We start from the raw sequence: 20,649 nt of genomic DNA on the forward strand, positions 1-20,649 counted from the left end.
GGGGTTGCGTTTCCAGATGTCGTGAGACGATCAAATCAAAGATCGACCTCAAGCCAGTGATTGGAGTAGCCGACATGCTTCAGCGTAAAACGCCATTGCGGAGTAAAACGCAAATGAAAAGTGGGGGCCCAATTAAAAGGAGCACCCCTATAAAATCCGATGGCCAGGCCAAACCTCGGCCACCTATCAAGCGCACGGCGATGAAGAAAACCCCGCGACCAAAGCTAACGAAGATCCAGCAAAGCGCCAGGGGCCAGGACTGCACAGTGCGTGTGCCGGGCGTCTGTAATTTCAATCCCGAAACCACGGTACTCGGTCACCTGAATGGCGGTGGAATGTCGTCCAAGCACCACGATATGTTTGCTGCGTATGTCTGCAGCGACTGTCACGCCTGGCTCGATGGCGGTTACGTCAAGACAGCGACGCGTGTGGATCGAGATTTACTCCACCTGCAGGGCGTCATCAAAACACAACCCATTCTCATTGAACTGGGCCTGATCATAATCTCTGAAGCTGCGTAGGTATGGCATCGAAAATTGGGTCTATACTTGGAGCAACGGTCAGCCCAAATCGTGCCGCTCACACTGGCGAAGTCTTACGGACAGGGCGATTTAAACCTCTGCCAATACCTTTTTCCCAGGGCGAGGTTAAGTGAGCTAGCCTTCTGCCCGTGGGAGTCACTGTCATGCGTATCTTCTTTAGCTCGCTTACCCTACCCAAAAAAGCAGCCAAGCGGGTCCAAAAGTATTTCTCGCCAGAAGTAAGTCATTTCCCAGCAGCGAAGCTCTCAGATGCTCAGAATGTTACTGCAGTAATGCTGGGCTATGACTCTTGGCATGAACTAAGCCGAGTAACCAAGAAGGGCTCTCAAAGCCCCTCTCCTCTCGATGAAGCCTGCTCTGCCGAGGAGCAAAGGCAGCGAATTGATTACCAGACAGCGGCTTTAAACCAGTTCACTCCTCTAATTGATTTGGTGCTCCGTCAGGCCGTCGTAAAGTTGAGGGTTTCCGCAGCGAATCCTCTGTCGCCGCTACTCGAAGAACAATCCTTTGATCGTAACCGAATCGTATTCTGGACTGACCCCTTTAACGGGCGCAGCGAATGGCGCTGGTTCCCCTCGGATCGCTCGGACTCCGCATGGGACGACATCTCTGAAAAATACAAATGTTGGGAACGAGGGCTTCTCGAGGGAGGGCCTTTTGTCGAGGAATTGATAAAGCGCCTGGACGCTGAACCTGAAAATCTGTTCGTCATCGAACACCTGTTTTACCTTGCTCGTAATAGTGGTCAGTTTGGGATTGTTGAAGATCTGCTTGATCAGTTCGAAGCGGCGGTGATTCAAACCATCCCCTCAGATTTTCCAAAACATGGATCAGTCTATTTTGAGTGGGGCACTCATACCAACAGAGTCCTGCACAGAGTCACATACGAGCTGGCGGAGGGCTATTATCGAATCGGGAACTTCCCTAAGGCGAAGCGTTGGTTCGAGTTCACGGCCAGAACCTCGAAGCACACCCGGATCTACTGCCTCGACTACCTCAAGGATCTCAAAAGGGCCATTCCCTGTGGGCGCGTCCACGAAGTAGAGCCGCCCGATCGTGAATTTGAACTGGGTATTTGATTCGTTCCGACCAGCCGCCTCCTCGGCTGGTCATTTCTATCCATCCCCCGCTGACTCGTTACCCGGACTCATGGACCTGGGGCTCATCATGATTGCGGAGGCGGCTTAAGCACCACCAGAGCCCGCTTGGGCAATATGCAACGCCTCGATCGGTTCTTAGCGAATCGATCTGAACCGTATTACCACCAGCCAGTCGCACTGTGGTCATCTATTTCGATCTCATTTTACAGCACCAAAGGGCGTTGCTCCTCCTCAAAGCCCCCATTTATTACCTGTCCCGCAACGCCAGACGGCGTCATAAATCGGTAGTACGGTCGGGCTCAACCTCCTCTCGGTTGCCCACCAGTTCTTCAGATCGCACTCCCCCAGACCGTGCCGTTGAGCCATCGAACGCCAATTGGTGAGCGCTCGTTATCAACCTTCCCTGGCAAGTGACGGGCAAGGTAGTTTTATCAATAAATAATATACCAACATGCACATACCTTCCCGAAGGGAAGGCCCGCAACTCCCAGCATGTCCGCACCCTTTTCATGGCCGCGCCAGCGCTTTTCTTTCTTTTTTCTTCTTCTATTTTTCTCTTTCTTACTCTTTCTTCCTGGGGCTGGGGAACGCACCGACCCCTCCCACAAAAGGGGCGAATACCTCGGAAATGGCAGGAATAACGCGGGGTTGCAGGCTGGTTTTAGTAGATAACGTTAGTGCATGTTGGTATATTATGAGGTATCGAAACAGACCGGAGGGTGGTAATGGCTCAGTACAACGCAGCGCAGCTGCAGGCGATTGCGGAAATCAACGAGCGCATCGAGGCGCTGGAAGGCGTGTGCGCCGACCTCATTTCCGATCTGCGTCAGTGCGACGTTGCGCAAGCGAAGGTAGCCGTCGTCCCCCGGCCCAAGATCGGCGAGGATGAGGCCGAGCCCGATCGCATCGAGCCTGAACATTTCTCCGGTACCAAGGCGTTCGAGCGGGCCCTGTTCGCCCTCACCGACTGGTATGGCGATGGCCAGCACTCCACCAAGGCGGTCGCCCGGACCCCCGGTGCGATCGTGCTTCGTTGCGATGAGACAAAGGCGGACCTGATCCAGCGCCGGGTGGCACAGGCCAACGCGCTCAAAGACCAGGTCAAAGAGCGCATCCCCAAGCTGGGCAATCGCAACGATCGCTTCGAGCTGCTGCACAGCCATCACCGCATGCTGGTGACGCTCCAGCTGATCCGGCAGTACACCGTACTGCCATCCACCCCGGTCATTCAGAGCCTCAGCTTTACCTGGGGCGTTAAGACGGAGATCAAGACGGTCACCGTGGAAGAGGTGTGCAAACGCATCGAGACAATGGCAAATGACGCGCCGCCCGAGGCCATGGATCGCGCTCAGTGGGAGTGGAACATTGCCAAGGAGCTCAACCGGGTGAAGTCGCTGCCGGCGTCCACCGAATTGCGCCATCGCAGAGAGCTGGTGGTCCGCCCCATGGTGAACATCCGTCGTCACCTTTCAGCCGCCGAGCGGGAGGCCCGGCGTGAGCGCTGGGAGAAGGAAAAGAAGTTCGATCAGCCGGTGACCTTGCGAGAGGCGCACACTCCGCTGATCGTGCTCAACCCGGCCATGCCGGTTAAGATCGGCCAGCTGGGGATCTACGATGCCGACGAGCGAAAGAAACGGGCGAAGCGCGGAGGACGGAAAACCTCGGATGAGCCCATATCCTGGCTGTTGCCGGTCTTCCCGGTCCAGCCCGAAGCCTTGAGTTGAGTGAGGATTCCTCGTGGCGGGATACGGCGAACAAAATTCGCTACGAGGTGTGGCATGGTAATAAAGTCGGTAACAACTGAAGAAGTGGATACCCACGAATTTAGGTCTGGAGTAAAAATTGTGGCACGACGCATTTCGCGGAGCCAGCTGTTGGGCTATCTCGATAAATTATCGCGAGAAGAACCCCTGCCTGAGCCTAAACTTCACCAGGTCGCAGCCCAGCTCGGTCTGCCCATCGATCAGTTGCTTGCCAACGCCACTCGATCGCACATTCGGCGCGACCTTGTGAGATGGTCGGGGGTAGATCAAGAGGCCCTGGCGCAGTGGCAACGTGTGGCCGGCGAGCGTCATGAAGTCGCTCGTGTCGACCAGTCCCTCATGGGTAACAGCCACGGCGCTCGCGTCAGTGGCGCTATGGTCTGTTTGCGTAGCGTCCGCCAACCACACCCTCAGGTAGTCCTGGTGAATGACCAAGGCGAGATCAGTGCTGCACCGGGGAGCACTCCGGCCGCTCGACTGATTATCGTCGAGAACCTTGAGAACTTCCTGAGCCTTGATGGCACGCTGTCACTTCTCCCTGCCTGTGGGCTAAGCCCGGCCTGGCAGGAAGCTGACATCCTCTACGGCAGTGGTAACAGCATCACCAACAGCCTGCTTACCCCTTTTCTTCAGCAGTACCAGGAAATCGGCTGCCTGTTCGATCCCGACCCCGGTGGTATTCGCATGTGTGACACGCTTCACCAGCGGGGAGGCCTCCCTGCCCTCTATTTTCTGGCACCAGGGGATCTTCGGGAGCGCCTGAGTGCTTCCACGCGAGAACTCAATATGAAGCAGCGCCAGCAGTTAGCCATTCATATACGCCGTTCCCCGCCCTGCGCTCATGTAGGTGGCCTGATCCACACGACGGGTAAGCACCTCGAACAGGAAACCTACTTTCTACCCGTGTCGACTACGGAGACCACCCAATGAATCTGGGCTTTGATACCTTTGATACCTTCCGCTTCAAGCAACTGGTCTTCGTCAACAGCGCGGCCTATGCATACACCCAGATCCGCATCGACCAGCACACCGCACTTTTCGGCGAGAACAACCTGGGCAAGACATCCATGCTCAACGCCCTGAAGCTGTTCCTCCTACCGGAGGTGAACTTCCGAAACTGCGGCAGCAAGTTCAATTTTCGGGGTACCAACGGTAATCTCTATGATGGGATGGCGAGCTTTCGCTACTACTTCCCGGAAGACCGTACCTTCATCATTCTCGAAGCCGAAAACCCTCACGGCGACTTCTGTATTGTCCTACATCGTGGCGGGGCCACCGACAAGATGGAATACGCCCGCCTGGTGGTGCCTTGCCCTTATGCAAGGCTCGAACCGCTGTTCTGGAATGTCGATGCTGACGGTAGCGGTGGGGTGGGCGCTCCGGTCGAGAGCATGACCCTTCAAGGGGTGAAGACGGCACTGCGTGAGATGGGCGGTGAGCCGCTGAGTGACTGGAAGACCATTTTGGAGCGCCTGTTCACCAACCAGCCCTACGATAAAAAGGCCGGACGTTACAGCCTGCTGCCCCTGCGCAACGGCGCCGGCAAGCGAGAGATGGACGCCTGGCGCAAGCTGGTGCACCTTGCCTTCGATATCTCCGCATCGGACGAGCGCACCCTGCCGGATACCTTGGCCACCATCATCGAGGGCCAAAAGAGTCGTAAAGAAGAAGAGTTGCAGCTCGACCTCAATGCTATCGTAGAAGAGGCATACCAGCTTCGTGAGAAAGGCGACCGCATCACTCGCATCCGCAACACCTCCGACATTTGGGAAAAATTTGACGAAAGTTTCCAGGTTGAGACGCAACTGCGCGGCCAAACGGCCAAGGCGTATGCGGATCTTAACGAAAGCGTTGATGTCGAGGAGCGACGCCTACATGAGACGCTGGGGACAGCCTCACAGGTCGTCACGGAAGCCGAAAACCGAGCAGAAGCCCTTGGTGGCATCAAACGAGACACCGATAATTCGGTCAGGAATCTCGAATTCGATGTGAAGGCCACCGGCAAACAGGTAGAGGGCCTACGCAAGGACATCAATGCAGCATACGCCACTCTGAACGAGTTTCCCGGCATGCCTCGCCAGGAAATTATAGAAAGCCTGGATGAGCACATCGCCGATCAGAAGCAAGACATAGAGGGCTACAACAATAAGGCTGTGGCCCAACAGCGACACGCCGAGATCTGCGATCGACTAAACAGCAATGAACGCCAAGCCAAGCGGCTGGAAGAACAGCTCACCAATCGCGCCCCTACCCTGCTGGACGACCTCTCCGTGGGTGATGCCAGTATCCTAAACTCCCTGAACCGCTCACTGGGAACCACCCACGGAGTGCTCACTCCCGAGCAGAAACAATCTTTCATTAAGTTCAGTCAACAGTTCCTGTCGGAAGATGGCCACCTGGTGTTAGGCCACCACCAGGAGCGTATCGCTCTGAGTGATATTGCATACCAGGAGTATGACGCCGAGAAGACCCGCCAGCATATGCAGAGCCAGCTGAACGAACTGAAAGCGAGAATCGCCCAAGATAAAAAGCACCGTGACAGGCTACTGGAAGAGGCGACCATGGGAGCGGAGGAAATAGCTCGGCGCCGCCAGCAGGCAGAGAGGGAAATCGAGAAGACTCAGGAGGATAAGAACGCCCTCAACGCCCTCGATGCCAACCTCCAAAAGGTAGAGAGCGTGAAAAGCGAACTGCACGAGAAAGAGCAAAAACTGGAAGAGCAAAAACGCCAGTACGAGAAGGCTGATACCGAGTGGCGTGAAGCCGATGAGAACCGCAATAAAGCGCGGCAGCGCCGTGAAACCCTTAAGAGCCAGGCCCAGCAGGTACGCTCGATCCGGCAGCGTCTTGACCTCATCGGCAAAGACGCCAACAACGTCCTCGAAGGGCGCCACAAGGTGATCGAACCGACCCCTTGCGATATCAGCGAGGCCAGTATCGATGCCCTTGAGAAGAATGTCGATGACCTGGGCGTACAGCGTAACAAGGTCCACGATCAGCTCCGTAACCTGCTCACCATGAACATCCTGTCCAATGCCGACAGCCACGCCCACTTTAGCTCTTTCATCAGTGATCAGGTAGCCGAGTTCCACGAACAGCTCAAGGCGGTGTTCGACAATCTCGACACCCAGGAGGCGAACTACCGCCATCAGGTCGATCGCCACAACAAGACCACGCACTCCCAGGTCGAGATCCTGCGAAGTGCCAAACAACTGGTGGCCGCCTTCATCAGCGGAATCAACGCTGAGATGGGCCAATTCTCGATCTCTGACCTGGAGGAGGTGCGGGTGGACTACAAGCTACACCCACGCTTCGAACAGCTCCTGGCCGACCTTGAGAAGGCCGACCTCCTCAGCGACGAACTGCAGGACAACAAGGTATACGAGCAGCTTAAGGCCTTCCAGGCCGACTTCTTTAATGCGGACGCCCGGCGTACAGGCATCCTGCTCAGCCTCGACAAGATCCTGGCTGGAGTGCATTACAAGTACCGCAAACGCGGGGAGGAAGGCTGGACAACGAATGCCCAGTCTAACGGCACGACAATGATGATCACGACCAACCTGCTCTCGGTGCTAATGTCTCGCCTGATGGACGGTGACGCCCAAGTGACCATGCCACTGGTCATGGACGAGTTCGGCTCTCTGGCCACCCAAAACATGCGTACCGCTCGCCAGATAGCCGAGCAGCACGGCTACTGCCTGTTCGTGGCCAATCCCAACCGAGACTCAAAGATTACTCAGGTGCTCGGCAACTACGTCCACCTCGGTCTATTCCACGCAACCCAGGCCTATGCGGAGAATCGCACTGTCGTGCACCACGGTCTCTGCGAGACACTTGCCCGCAGGGGGGCTCCCGTCAGGCGGACCGCCGGCGCTCCCCTTCCGGAAGAAGAGACTGACCTGTGAACATCAAGTCGCCTTTCGTACTCAAGCAAATGATCGAGCACCGTCAACTCTTTACCCAGCTGGTAGCTTACATCGAAGAGAATGACGGGGATGTTGAGATCCCCTCCCGGCTCTACCGCTCCATTGTGCGCCAAGCTATCCAGACTGAGGCCACCAAGGGCAATGACCGCGAACGTGAGCGCATCCGCTACACCCTCTCGGAAGAGAATCTGTTGCGTGAAAGGCTGATCATCCGGAAAGATCCTGCTCGCGGCACACTGGTGCTGGCACCCTTCGTTGTCGACATGTTGCGCCACTTTGATGTCGGGCGCATGCGAGGATTGAGCCAGGCGGAGCTTGAGAATCTACGTGACGGCCTCAACCAGAGCTTGGCGGCCTTCCAGGAACTGCCCCTCGACCTGAATAACGACGACTTCAAAGATGAGCTACGTCTGCTCCGTCGTCGAATACAGGACACCCTCGGCAAGATGCAGGAAAGCATCGCGGCACTCGAAGCTCAAGGGGATCACTTGGCGGATCAGGTGGAGCATCAGGATGCTGGCAGTCTCGAAGGTGCGGCGGAAACCCGCAATGCTTTAGAGAACATCAACAACATCTATCAGCGATATATCTTGCCGGCGCTCGACTTCCTCGACCCAAAGACGCGTTTCAAGAAGGGTGTTCCGGCGATCACGGCCATACGCCGCATCGCCAAGCTAGCCGGAGAAAGCGACCATCCAGCTCTTAATGAAGAGATGCAGCTTTCAGCCAACGCCATACAGAGCTACGTCAAGGACATCGATTCTCTACGTCTTTCACTTGAGCGTTATGTCCGCCAGGACCGTCAGCAGCGGCAGCAATACGACGCCATCGAGCGAGCCTTCAATACCATCCGGCTCGCCACGGAGGAGCGTCATGATGATAGCTTCCGCAATCTCTACATTCCCATTAGTCACCCCGCCATCCAGTCACCAGGTACTTTCGTGGGAATTAAGCGCATGCGCTTTGCCCGCCTGGACTGGCACGACATCGACCACCGGGCCGATATTGAGGAATTCACAGATCGACGCATCGAGGAGCTACGCAACCAGTTCGATAAAGCCGGCTCTGTTACGGTAGACCCAGCGCGAGCGAGGCGCTCAGAGACCGAGCTGCAAGAACAGTTGCGCCAACACGAGGTCCAGGCGCTACTCGAAACGTGGACTATCCCGGATGACTGCCAAGACCTTCACGCCTTTCTTCATGATCACTTATGCAGTCACCTTGAGGACTACACCCTCAACGACCTTCTCGAAGCCCTGGACTGGGTGATGGCTCTCCCGGACTTCAAGTTCCATGCCCGCTTCGAGCATCTCGAAATTGCCCACGGCGAGTTGGCACTGTCATACCACCCCCTTATTCCACGGGAAGCCCCCGCCAAGGAGATCACTGCATGAGCGACATCGCCCTTACCCAAGAAGCAAACTCTGGACAGCCGGTCGTCAATCGTCGCTTGAGTCAGGAGGCTTTTCGCAAACTGACTGCGGGCCAGGTCATCAATCAGACCCAGTATGTGGATGGGCAGATAGCGCCCAGCCCCCTGTTCGGCGAGCTCTTCAAGGAGCGGGACCGATACTACGTCGAGGCTTACGCCAACATGGGAATGGAGTTGGTACAGCGCCCCGGTTTCTTCTACGTTCGCTCTCTCTCTGAGGCTCAAAACGATGATGACACCAGGGATCATGAAAGCACTGGCGCCATCCGGCAGATTCAGGGGGTGCTACTGGTGCTGGGTCGAGGTGTGCTTGAGAAGGGATTCATGTTCGAAGCCTTGACGCTTCCTGATGCCGGCATCTCTCGGGAGATCCTCGAAAGCATCGGTAACAACCCGATCTTTAGACAGATCCTCAAGGCATGCAAGATGGATCAGCCGCTCCCAGAGGCGGCAAAGGTGGCTCTGGTGGATCGAGACATAGCCTACTTCAATGTAAAAGGGAATCTGGTGCTTGCCGAGGCCGGGAAGGCGTTCTTCGATGATATCTTCATCGAATATCAGCCAAGTGAATAGACCTCAGAGAAGGCCAACCGGCCAGGCGCACAGGACATCATAAATGCACGCTCCAGAACTGATCCTTCCGATCTCCGATCTGCAAATCAATACACTGGTGAAGTGGCGCAGGGATCGTGACCAGGTCGCCATATCTGAAAAGATCGAAGAATGGGCGCAACATGCGCCGATCGAAGCCCTGATCAGTGCCGTCTTGATTCAGCAAGTACCGTTGATCCTCAAACAGGGGAAGCCTGTGCCCGCGTCCCTGGAGAAGGTGCTTGCCAGTTTACTCGCCTCGGTAAAGGGCATCGATGAGGAAGAGGCACTTCGCCAGGCAATACCCCAACAGATCGATCTGGATACGTTCGCTGAGGGGGCCCGCGAACTCGGGCCCAACAGTGTAGACGTACTTCGTCAGAGTGAACTGGACAGTGACCCCTTCGCCGATGCTACGGATTTCCGGACTATCATTGGCCGGCAGTCCGAGCCCATGCCCGATTTTATCGACGACGAGGGCAACTGGGACTTCACCTTCACCAGCCGCCAGCATGCCCGTCGTAACCCCTTTACGCGGGAAATGCCCATAGCTGGCGGAAACACTCTGAAGCTCACTGATCCACAGTTCCGCTTTTACCAGAAGTTCAAAAGCGAGCCCGACGAATCGCTCAACCTGATGTCTTATTTTGGCGGGGGCAAAACCTTTCTGGCCAAGCACATGCTGGCGGAGCTCTCGGAATTCCCCGAATTTGTGCCCGTGGTACTGGCTCTGACCAAAGCGCAGTTGGGCGGCCTGATGAAGCGACTCGATGCGCCCGAGACCCAGGCTCGCACCTTTGGTCAGATGGCCAGCGAAATCATGGCCTCTCAATCCTTGCCGGCGCACTGGCGTCCCGGTAAGCGCCGTGACCCGAATTACATGCTTTCCTTCGGTGAGATCGCCCGCCGCTTACAGATCGGGCCCGTGGGAACCTTGTCTCCCGATGTAGTGGCGGACATTGCTTCCAAAGCCGTTCGGAGTTTCTGCCAGTCCGGCCAGCCGCAGCTGCAGCTTCGCCACCTCCCCACCGTTCGAGACAACCTTACTGATCTCGATCGGCTGCAGCTGGTGCAGTACGCTCAGGAGCTTTGGGACGAGACAACAGAACCTGCTGATCTCGATAGCCAGCTGCCGGTGCGGGCCTACCATCTGATTAAGTATTGTGCCCTTCGGGGCTTCACCGTGCCCGAGCGCTACACTCACGTCCTTATCGATGAGGGCCATGACCTAACGACACCGATGACCCAGCTGCTCGACAACAGCCCTCAAGCCATCCAGACAATGGGTGATCCACATCAGCGACTGCGAGGCTTTGTACCAAGACGAAAGGCTGCTGTAAGGCAATCTGAGATCGGCCTGACGGTTCGAGCCAGCAACCAGGTGGAAAGAATTTTCAACACATTGATTGAACGCCACCCGGCACAGACGCGGGTCATTCTCCAGGGGGCCCGGCACATGCGGACCCGGATCAGCTACTACGACCCTGAGCGTCCCCCGATACCACGGCAGAAAACCACGGTGCTGGTTTCAGATCTGTTTGAGCTAACGGAGTGGTTCCACCGGTTACGAGAAGCCAAAGTACCCTTCTCTCTACTGTCGGGCTCCACTTACGACTTCTACAACTTCAATGCATCGCTGATCGGTTTGTTCTTTCAGGGCAAACGAGGCCAGTCCCCTGCCCTTTTTCGGTACCCGAACTGGGAGGCTCTTGCAGCGGACAGAGGAAGCAGCCGGGCGTTCGCCCGTGTCGAGGCCATGCTCTCAGGCAGTAAAGATCGGCAAAACGAGTTATCACAGGCTCTGGAAGTTGTCACGACGCCTGAAAAGGCAACGATCCTGCTGGGGCTGGCGGAACACGCTCGAAACACCGAATTTGATCGGGTGATGCTGGCTCCGGACTTGCTCATGGATAAAAACCGGATCTTCAGCGCGTCAGTACAGGCCCACGTCCTGTCGATGATTTATATCGGTGCTTCACGCGCCCGGTATGAGCTGCTACTGCCTGGCCACCTGAAAGAGTGGCTGGAGCAGCAACAAGCCCTGGAGCCAGATTTCGACTTTGAGTAAACCTTGTTGGGGGCGCGTGGCGGCCCCCGGATCTGATCCTCCCACCGCCAAGATCGATGTGCTATTCCGTTTGGGCCTTGCGGAGTTTAGCCATTAGCTCCTGAGCGCTGGCATGATCGTCCTGTTCAAGCGCTTCCTGTATCAATTTCTTTATCTTCTCTGCTTCGAACCGACGATGCGCTTCCTCGCGGATATGAAGCGACTTTGTTTCGTTCTGAATACGACGTTCCTTCAAGGATTCCTCCAGCTTGCTTGCCGATTTACGTGTACCTGCAACGGCCTTCTTGCTGACGAACCTGATCGTTACGACCGCCAACACAGCAAGAAGGATGTAAATTGCTGAAAGGAAAGCGTTAATAAAGTACATTTCCTTTTGTGCGTCCCTGAAAGCCGCACTCTCGATGTCTTCTAATGCCTCAGTGAATCCAGAGAGTTGGAAGGTTTCGGTAAGATAGGCATTGCGGTTTGAAGCTTTCGTCTCCGTAAATGTCCCGTTGCTATTCCACACCACCGTCGGAGGGAGGACATCTCTAATCGTCCCCACAGGATATGTCATAGTAACTGTACTTTTTGGGTCGTTGCTTAGACTTGTTACCAAATCTTCCCGCGAGCGTTTTGAATAACCAACACGAGGTCCAACTCTCCAGTCATCGACGATATTCCCTAGGACTTCGAACCGTATGTCGGAACTCCGAAGTTTGCTCTCCCCGTTTGAGTTATTGGTAATTGCCGATTTCCGCTGATCGTCAAACGTCAGTGAGGAAGAAACAAACAAGGAGGCACCGGGGCAGCCACGCTTTGTAAAAAGACCGTCGAAATCTACTTGGCATTTTGCATACAAGAGAAATTCAAAGTTGTCTGACTTCCACTTGGCGGCAATGGGAGTCGTGGTTGGCTCCAGCCTTACAGGCTCCGAACCGTTGACGAACATGGAGAACGCTAATAGAGACACAACTGATACAACACCAACGACTGCCTTCACATTGATTCCTCAGGAATGTAAATTGTTGTATTGCGGGTATTTTATCACTTCGGGCAAGCTATAGAAGATGCTCTATCAGCTGTTCTTCTAAAATCGACTGCCATTGAAGAAAAAACCGCTGCTGGTTGACCAGGAGCGGCTGAGGATGTTCAGGTCTGTCGATCATGCTTCTGGTGTTGCCCGGATTATTCTCAATGCTGCATCGACATTGGTGATAACCGCCGCTTCTGCATTCGTTACCTGGAACGTGTAGGTGTGTTCGATGGTTCTTGGAGAGCTATTGGGGCCTACTCGCTTAAACGCTGGAGCCATCGCAAATTCAGAGGCCCGCGCTTTATTCATGTAGCTCAGCTCGTAACCCCATGGGTCTCGACCGTTCTCTGACTTCAATGCGCCTCTATTTCCGAGTACCGGATAGTATGCCTGGTGATTACCTAGCGACACGACCGCCAGCAGAGGCATGTTGAACAGCGTGGTTTCTACCCAATTCTCATAAGCAGACAGGTTTAGCGAACCCATTGTGATGCTCTGCTTCGGTAGCCAGAAATCACCCTCAACAATGTTTACGAGCTCCGCATTCACGCTGGCAAGGGCAAAGGTTGCTGCTGGAGCATACGTTAGCTTCATCCTCACAGCGACTTCACTGGTGTTGGCGACACTCTGCGAGGGCTCAGCTGACAGAATCTCAGCCTCAAGCTTCAAGTCCGCCACAAAGGGCGTGATCACGTCCAGATAATATTTTTCCATGGCAGTGAGCTTGCCCAGCTCAAGCATGCCGGCACTATATTGGACCTTATCGAGCAAACTTACCTGGTCGTCTATACCCAGAGCAGCAACCCTCTGAAGGACTCGCTCTTTCGCTTCAACCAATACCTGCTGATAGTCGGTAAGCAGTGCTTTATGGGCACCCTGCCGCCCAACCTTGACCTCTAGGCGATCCATGCTTTCCGCAATACGCTTATCTTCAAGACGCAATGTCTCCAGGTTTTGCTGAAACACGCTGTTTACCGCCAGCGCCTGCACTCGTTCCCGAAGGACACTGGTATCAACCTCGACAACTGCATCCAGATGGAGTGTCGTAACCTGGGTAGCCGCGTCCGTGCGAACATGCACCTTCTCATCGGAGGTAGAGACAAAAGCAGATCTGAGCAACCTGAGTGATTCCGAAAAACGTTCGTCAGACAGAATCTGTTGGCTCTCAACGTACGCTCCCGATTGGCTAAGGGCCATTTCGCGCAACTTCTCACGAGCACCCTCCAGAGCGGTGAGACGAGAGTCCGCCTCACCCATTTGAAAGCTTACCGACACCGCCTTAGACCAGCTGCTACCTGAATTTGCTGTACTCAGACCAATCGCGGCCGCCAACAGAGTGGCCATCCAGACAACTAGAAGGGTTTTGCTTGTGCTTTGATTGCTCGCTTTCATATCTACCTCCGACACAGGCCGGGGCCAGTGACGCTTACGCGCCGCCAGCTTCTGCCTTACCCATAATGTTGGTGGTCTTTTCGCTTGCCTCAATCCGCTCACGAAGCTGCTTGAACGCGACCTTCATCCGGTCATAACCTTCCATTTTGTTCCGCTGTTCCAGCATTCTTTCCATAGAATCGAAGCTCAGCCGCATCAGCACATAGCCGTTGTACTTACCATCGGCAACGTTGATCTCCTGTTCAACGATTTCCTGGCCCGCGATCTCTACCGAGTTCACAAAGCGCTCTACAGCACTCTCAAATCGAAGATTGGCCTCGTTCCCAGCACTGTCCTCAGTGAATTGCTGCTCCAGACCACTAATTTCCTGCTGCATCTGCTGAGCCAGCTCGTACTCCGCCTGAAGGCGTGCTTTCTTCATTACGACCGCAACATTGCTTGATTCGGCAATGCCAACCCCATAAATGCCTGTAATATCTGGCTTCGGTGGCTCGATGGCCCAGCCCGGCAAATTATCGAGGCTGTCTTCCAGCTTCTCATTCTGACGCTCCAGTTTTTCCGCAAGCAGATCAGCACGCTTCGCCTCAAACTCTGCCTGACGTTCTGCCAGATCCAGAGCACTAGGGTTTGATGCACAGCCAGTCATTACAAGCGCAGACAGTACAGTAGCGATCACCGGGAACTTCATCTTCATGGCTTACTCCTCGTTTTAATTTATCTATAAACAGCTTATCGCAGCTCTCAAAAACGCAACCCCGAATGGATGTCTTTTTTCGCCCTTTCTTCAAGTAAGTGCGGTTTTTTCGCAGCCACCCTGAGCCTCCGGTAACCATGATTTTCATATAGTGGTGCATACATTCGAGACCTGACGATTTAGCTATGAGCAAATTCCTGATGACCTTAATGGCCGCTCTGCTCGCAAGCGGTTTTACCACAGCTTCTCAGCTCGATTACCCAGAACGTGATGGCCGGTTCCTGGAGCGAGACCAGGAAGGTTGGTTCTGGTATGAGCCTGTACCAGAAGAGCCAGAGCCTGAGGATGAAGTTCCTGCTCCTAAAAAACCGCCAGAGAAAGAGGTTGAGACCCTGGCTAAGCCAAAAGCTGTCGAGCCTGCCCCTAGCCCCAGCCCGGCACAACAGACTCAACCAGCCCCACCAGACGCCATGAGCGCTGAATGGTTTCGAGCCAATATCAAGAAATACAAAGATAAGGCCTGGGAGAACCCCACGCCCGAGAATGTGAGCGCTTTTCTTTACGTGCAAAAGATGGCAATGAACCGCTCAGCAAAATTTGCTGATGTGTGGAAGGAAGTCGTTACTACAGACCCTGTTCTTGATGCTAACTCCACGGCTCCAACTACTACGTCCGGAACGCTTCGGATGAAGGCTGAGACTAAGAAAGCCCGCAAGGAGCTCCTGGGCACAGTCAAAGAGAAGGTTGGTCTGATCTTCTTTTACAACTCAAGCCAATACTCGATGGAACAAGCTAGAACCCTCGATGCTATCAACGAGCTTTACGGGATAGATGTTCTGGCAGTTTCTACTGACGGATCGCCTCTCCCCGAGGGAGTTCTGGGTGAAGCGGTTATGGACCAGGGCCAATCCCAAGTGATGGGAGTTAAGCAAGTCCCAGCCACCTTTATCGCCTTTGACGACAACACCACCCGCCCCATTGGCGTAGGCATGTTTGCCAGGCCACTAATGGAAGACCGCATCTTGATGGTTGCTCAGATGCACGGGTCTATTTCCGATGAGGCCTATATGGCAACACAGAACCAGTTGAAGAAAGAGGATGACCTCATTGGGGTGATAGCTCCGAACGCTTATGCCAACGCTGAACCTGAGACCACGGATGAAAACGGTTTCATTCCCCCAGAACAGTTAATGCGGATTATCAGACAGGAGCTCAACAAATGATGGCAATTTTCTCAAAATCTACGATAAAGGCAGCCATTACTTGTTCAGCCCTTCTCTGCGTTTTGCCAGCGCAGGCAGGGATGCAGGACCAGATGGAAACCATGTTCAGCGGTATGGCCAATGTCACCGCTCCTGGCACGTTTAAAACCCAAACACGAGGCGGTGTTGCCTTCGGCGGTGTGTCGATGCGAACACCAATAGTCGATCAAAACGTAGCGACCTGGGTTCCCCCCAGCGCGTCCGGAGGCTGCGGGGGCATCGATCTGAACGGTGGTTCCTTCAGCTTTATCGATGGCCAGCAAATTGTGAACACTCTCCAAAAGATCGCCTCTAACGCTGAGGGCTATGCCTTCCAGTTGGCTTTGGACGCTGTGTATCCGGAGGCGGCTGCCTGGATCGAGACCTTCCAGAAAAAAATGCAATCGCTGAACGAGTTCATGGGTAATTCCTGCCAGTTAGCACAAGGCCTTATCAACGACACCACCAGTGGCATTCAGGCGGCACGAAATGCCGAATCCCGAACGACGGCCACAATTTCTGGTGCCGCGTCAGACTTTGCCGAGTCATGGTCAACGAACTGGACGCCTGAGGACAGCCGAACAAGCCCTGAGACAAAAGATTTCTACGACAACCGTCGTGGCAACTTTATTTATAGAGCGCTTATGGAAGGCGGTGCAGTCAGCGCGTTTCAGGATGGGGACCAAGATTTGGCCGAGCACGTTATCAGTCTTATTGGGCTCACAATCGTTCCCCGTCAAACCGAACCTGGACAATTTCAATCACAAAGTTCCACTGCTGATAAAACCGGCGCTGAAGTCAACGTGACCAAAGAAAGGACACCTTTGTTCGATCTGGATGCGCTGGTCACCGGAAGCGTAGGCACTGATGGCTCAGGAACACCGCAACCCCTCCAAGTATATCGGTGTGGCTCATCCACAGACGAGGCCAAGTTCTGCGAAGACCCCACAGTTGATGATTCTACTTTCAAAGGCTTCGGTGTTCTCGTCAGTGAGGCCTTGGTGGGTAGCTCGTCCAGCGCGGGCATTGTCGACAAACTAATGACCAACCTCGGAACGTTTACCGATGAACAGCGCGGGGTATTTCTCAGCCTTCCTGAATCTCAGGGCTCCATGATTCGCAACCTGGCGTTGAAAGCACCTGGTGCAGCAAAGGGTTTTGCAAGTAAAGCCGCAAACTCGATTGCTCTTGAGATGGCCTATGAGCTCTCGATTGAAGCGATTGACCAAACAACTGCCGGGCTGACAGCAATCGATAATGTCGATCCTAACGTTAAGAAAACGCTTCTAAAACGCAGAAACGAAATTACAGCGGAATACATCATTCTCAAAAATAACAAGTACGGAAACTCTGCGCAGCTAGCGGAAGAATATGACCGAATCATGAAACGCACCAGCAGTGACGAATTATTACGCCCTGGCCAGATGAACTAGGAACTTCACCATGGATTTAACTATTTACCCATTGGGTGACGCTGCATTTGTTGAGCGAATCCTAAATGCAGTGGCGATCTATACCGGCCAAGGAGACTTCGCAATTACAGTTGCGACAGCTGCCATGCTTGGTGTCTTTGCGGCAGCCATACAGAGCCTGATGAAGAACGGAAAGGAAATCGATGTTGCTCCAATTTTTGTTGGCATCGGCGCTTTCATTCTTTTATTCGACACGGTGACAACCCGTGTCACCATTGAAGACCGGACAACCGGAGCCGTAAGGGTGGTTGATAATGTACCAGCAGGTGTCTCTGTCCCTGCCTATCTCATCTCAAACATCGGTAACAACATATCGAGCGGCTTCGAATCGATCTACACGAGCGTAAGCACTACCACGCAAAATCCTATGAGCGCAGGCGGCAGCTACGCTGATTCATTGCAATCGCTAGTTGACATAAGGAGCCGCGTTTACAGTTCTCAACTTATGGACGCTGCAAGTGCCAATATGGGAGGTAGTTCCGATTTTCATCAAAGTGTTTTCAACTACTTGAAAGAATGCACCTACACGAAATATGACCTTGACCTCGTGGATGATACCAAGCTCTCCACTCTACCTCTCAGAGAAGCCATCCGATTTGAAAGCGAGATTTTTTACACTCAATGGATCGGCCCAACCGGGCCCGAAGATGTCACTTGTAGCCAGGCGTATGTACTGCTTGATGAAGCGTTTAACAAGCTCTTTGCCAGCACGAGTCAGGTTGAGCAGGTTCTAAACAAAGCCTTACGATCAATTGACTCTACGCCAGGTGCTCCTAACTGGGAAGCAAAGCTGAACAACACCAATGCTGAGCTCCTTTCTGGGATGGGGGCTTCCGGGATTTCAGCACAGCAGATGGCCCTCACGATGATAGTTCAGCCCATCATGCTTGAAGCTGCCCAGGGCAAGTATAGTGACTTCCAGGATGAGGCCCTGGCGATCTCAATGACCAACGCCATTGAAAAGCGAAATCTATCGTGGGCGGCACAGGCATCATTCTTCCAGGAAACCATCTATCCAATGATGACCTTTTTTGAAGGACTGAGCTTTGCGATCACCCCTTTCATCGCTTTTCTGATGGTTATGGGTGCTTTTGGAATAAAGCTTGGTATCAAATATTTCATGCTTCTAATCTGGATACAGCTATGGATGCCGCTGCTCTCGATAGTCGATATGTTCATTACCGAGGGAGCTTCGTCTGAGTTGGTTTTGGCAGGCTCAGCTACAGGTGTATCCGCCAATTCCATCTATTTTATGAACGCCGCTTATGACGCTGCCAAAACATGGATCGGTACAGGCAGCTACATGGCTACAGCTGTTCCCATGATCTCCCTCTTCCTCGTATCAGGCTCAATGTATGGCGCTTCAAGTCTGGCTAACTCTATCTCAGCAGGTACTGCTAAAGGTGCGGACCAGGCCGCCGATTCTATCCAGCCCGATGCGTTTAATATGGGTTCATTGAATCAACTTGGTGCTGCGTCAAGCACTCAATTCGGTACCGGTTCCGCCGTTGCCGGTCGAGAGGGAAATATTGGATCTATTCAACTTGGAGCAGCTGCGTCTCAAGGATCGTCCTCAGCGAGGCAAGATCTTGCGACGTCAACTAATGCGTTTAACTCATCACTGTCTGACACGCTTAACAATACCAGCACATCGCAAGATCAGTTAGCGCTCACAGAAGGCCTTGGCAGAAGCATCTCGGCTTCTGATAGCAATATCGCCAGTGCCGTATCCACTCAGGCACAAACGATTGGTAGCGCTTTTAAACTTGACGATAGCACCACCCAAGCCGTAGCTGGCGTTCTAGGCGGGGTTCTTTCTGGAGGTCTGAGCGCTGGAAATGGCACTGCAAAACTTCAAGGCGCGTTAGAAGGCAAAGTCTCCGATGAAACGCGAGACGCTGTTATGCAGACGGTGAGCGATACAATTCAGAGAAACAATCAGGCCGGGTTTACTGATACCGACAAAGCTGAACTGAAGAGTGATATTGCTGCCAATTTCAGTGAACAAAATTCTGATGTATTTGGGACCGGGGAGCAAAGTACCCAGGCGCAAAGTATCATGCAGAGCTCTCAGGAAGCCCGCCAAGCCTCTGATGCCTACCAGCAATCTCAAAGTGCCGAGAAGCGATTATCTGCCATGGGCGACTTCGACCCACGCACAGTGGCAAGTGGCATCGACAATAGTGATTACAAAGCAATGAGGGACAGCTTAGATGAGCAAGGGGTTGATACCACAGGCTTGGCTCAAACTTATAAAGAAGCTATTGGTGATGGGCCCATGGCTGAACGTCTCGCTACGCTTCAGATGGCTCTCGCATCTGAAAATGCAGAGACTCGGCAGGCCGGGATTGATGCTGTGTCGTCGGCTCTTGGATGGACCCAGTTAGATCAGTCTGGAACAGAAGGTAGTGTCTCGAACGTTGGTCAGTCCAACATCGACCCAAGTCAGAATAACCGCGACGGAATGCGGAATGTCCGGACAGATGACGGTACGCGGCCAGATGAGATAGCCAACTCTGATGTGGTTGGTGCTGCCCATACAGCCAACTCTTCCGGTGTCTCTGCAGAGGATGCTTCGAACAGAGGCGGTGTAAACGCCCAGGCAGCTGCACTGGCCGGCCAGCGAATAATCGATCAGGCTGCTACCTTGGATTCAGGCCCAACTGCTTTCGAAATAATGGGCATGGCCGACAATGCAGGAACCAAACTTCAAGAAACCGGAAATGGCATTGCAGCAATGGCCGTTGGAGCCGGCGATATATGGAACAACCTGAGCGGCACTTTCGGCGACCATGCTGATAGGGTTAAAACAAATTTTGAGAATGCGGGCGACGCGGCCAATTCAGAACAAGGCATGCTCGACAGGGTAGGTGCTTTCTTCGGATCTCTGGGGGACAGTTACGGTGAGACTACTGCAAGCCTTTGGAACGGCGTTGGAGACGCATTCACCAATGGCGTCGACGCTGGCCAGGAGGCTTACGCAAGCATGAGAGGAGATCTGAAAGAAAGCATCATGCAAGACGGACGCAACAATGGCTTAAACGAGCTCCAGTCTGATTATTTTGCGGAATCACAGATGGCCTTCTTTGATCAGGCTGTAGGTGGTACGGCCCTGAATAATGCGCTTGGCACCGGGGCCTACGACTCGCTGAACGATTCGAGAGAAGCACTTGTCGGGGCTTATTCTGTGGCCGGTTCGCCAGAACTGGCAAACGGCATGGCTGATGTTATCAACAACGCCTCAGGTAATATCGACTTTGCCGGTGGACGGACTGGATCGATAGGAGCGTACAACAACGCGGCCCCCCTGTCGTTCAACGAGGACCAAATACAAGAACTACAGGAAACACTCTCGGAGGACATCGTTCAGCGCATCATGGGGTCGCTCAACAGGTAACATGAAAAAAGCCGCC

14 protein-coding genes are annotated in these 20,649 nt (G+C 53.9%); 11 read left to right on the forward strand and 3 right to left on the reverse strand.

Going from position 1 to position 20,649, the window contains the following annotated elements; all coding sequences use genetic code 11:
• The first annotated feature begins 74 nt into the window (after positions 1 to 74).
• The 8 genes from G7W63_RS08625 to G7W63_RS08660 all read left to right on the forward strand — a co-directional run bounded on the left by G7W63_RS08625 (position 75) and on the right by G7W63_RS08660 (position 11,422).
• Positions 75 to 521 carry a nuclease domain-containing protein gene (locus tag G7W63_RS08625; RefSeq protein ID WP_207308926.1) on the forward strand — a complete coding sequence of 149 codons (447 nt, stop codon included), beginning with the start codon at positions 75 to 77 and terminating at the stop codon, positions 519 to 521.
• Positions 522 to 685: 164 nt separating this feature from the next.
• Positions 686 to 1,621, forward strand: coding sequence for a hypothetical protein (locus G7W63_RS08630; protein ID WP_166256215.1), 936 nt, complete (start codon positions 686 to 688; stop codon positions 1,619 to 1,621).
• Positions 1,622 to 2,367: 746 nt separating this feature from the next.
• A complete protein-coding gene (locus tag G7W63_RS08635) occupies positions 2,368 to 3,366 on the forward strand; it encodes a DNA replication terminus site-binding protein (RefSeq protein WP_166256218.1) in 999 nt (332 codons plus the stop codon).
• Positions 3,367 to 3,486: 120 nt separating this feature from the next.
• Positions 3,487 to 4,335 (forward strand): hypothetical protein, encoded by an 849-nt coding sequence (locus G7W63_RS08640; RefSeq protein WP_166256221.1) that lies wholly within the window; start codon positions 3,487 to 3,489, stop codon positions 4,333 to 4,335.
• Complete coding sequence (locus G7W63_RS08645) at positions 4,332 to 7,310, forward strand: hypothetical protein (protein WP_166256224.1); 2,979 nt, start codon at positions 4,332 to 4,334, stop codon at positions 7,308 to 7,310. Before G7W63_RS08640 ends, G7W63_RS08645 begins: the two co-directional genes overlap by 4 nt.
• The gene (locus G7W63_RS08650; RefSeq protein ID WP_166256227.1) at positions 7,307 to 8,725 is read left to right on the forward strand and encodes a hypothetical protein; all 1,419 of its coding nucleotides are present in this window, start codon (positions 7,307 to 7,309) and stop codon (positions 8,723 to 8,725) included. Before G7W63_RS08645 ends, G7W63_RS08650 begins: the two co-directional genes overlap by 4 nt.
• On the forward strand, positions 8,722 to 9,336 hold the full coding sequence (locus tag G7W63_RS08655) for a condensin complex protein MksE (RefSeq protein ID WP_166256230.1): 615 nt from the start codon (positions 8,722 to 8,724) through the stop codon (positions 9,334 to 9,336). The genes G7W63_RS08650 and G7W63_RS08655 overlap by 4 nt, the downstream gene beginning before the upstream one ends.
• A 43-nt stretch (positions 9,337 to 9,379) precedes the next feature.
• Entirely contained in the window at positions 9,380 to 11,422 is a 2,043-nt protein-coding gene (locus G7W63_RS08660) for a hypothetical protein (protein ID WP_166256233.1), read from the forward strand.
• A gap of 61 nt (positions 11,423 to 11,483) precedes the next feature.
• Here the strand turns inward: G7W63_RS08660 and G7W63_RS08665 are convergent, their stop codons facing one another.
• The 3 genes from G7W63_RS08665 to G7W63_RS08675 all read right to left on the reverse strand — a co-directional run bounded on the left by G7W63_RS08665 (position 11,484) and on the right by G7W63_RS08675 (position 14,523).
• On the reverse strand, positions 11,484 to 12,404 hold the full coding sequence (locus tag G7W63_RS08665; protein WP_166256236.1) for a hypothetical protein: 921 nt from the start codon (positions 12,402 to 12,404) through the stop codon (positions 11,484 to 11,486).
• 162 nt (positions 12,405 to 12,566) lie between these two features.
• On the reverse strand, positions 12,567 to 13,829 hold the full coding sequence (locus tag G7W63_RS08670) for a hypothetical protein (RefSeq protein WP_166256239.1): 1,263 nt from the start codon (positions 13,827 to 13,829) through the stop codon (positions 12,567 to 12,569).
• A gap of 34 nt (positions 13,830 to 13,863) precedes the next feature.
• On the reverse strand, positions 13,864 to 14,523 hold the full coding sequence (locus G7W63_RS08675; RefSeq protein WP_166256242.1) for an LPP20 family lipoprotein: 660 nt from the start codon (positions 14,521 to 14,523) through the stop codon (positions 13,864 to 13,866).
• Positions 14,524 to 14,708: 185 nt separating this feature from the next.
• On the opposite strand from G7W63_RS08675, the gene traF reads away from it, so the two are divergent.
• Genes traF through G7W63_RS08690 form a run of 3 tightly spaced genes read left to right on the forward strand, consistent with a single transcriptional unit; the run spans position 14,709 to position 20,633 of the window.
• Positions 14,709 to 15,746 (forward strand): conjugal transfer protein TraF, encoded by a 1,038-nt coding sequence (gene traF, locus G7W63_RS08680; RefSeq protein ID WP_166256245.1) that lies wholly within the window; start codon positions 14,709 to 14,711, stop codon positions 15,744 to 15,746.
• Positions 15,743 to 17,197, forward strand: coding sequence for a conjugal transfer protein TraH (locus tag G7W63_RS08685; protein WP_166256248.1), 1,455 nt, complete (start codon positions 15,743 to 15,745; stop codon positions 17,195 to 17,197). The genes traF and G7W63_RS08685 overlap by 4 nt, the downstream gene beginning before the upstream one ends.
• A 10-nt stretch (positions 17,198 to 17,207) precedes the next feature.
• A complete protein-coding gene (locus tag G7W63_RS08690) occupies positions 17,208 to 20,633 on the forward strand; it encodes a conjugal transfer protein TraG N-terminal domain-containing protein (protein WP_166256251.1) in 3,426 nt (1,141 codons plus the stop codon).
• The last annotated feature ends 16 nt before the right edge of the window (positions 20,634 to 20,649 follow it).

The organism is Marinobacter salicampi (assembly GCF_011074795.1).
Classification (GTDB): Bacteria; Pseudomonadota; Gammaproteobacteria; order Pseudomonadales; family Oleiphilaceae; genus Marinobacter; species Marinobacter salicampi.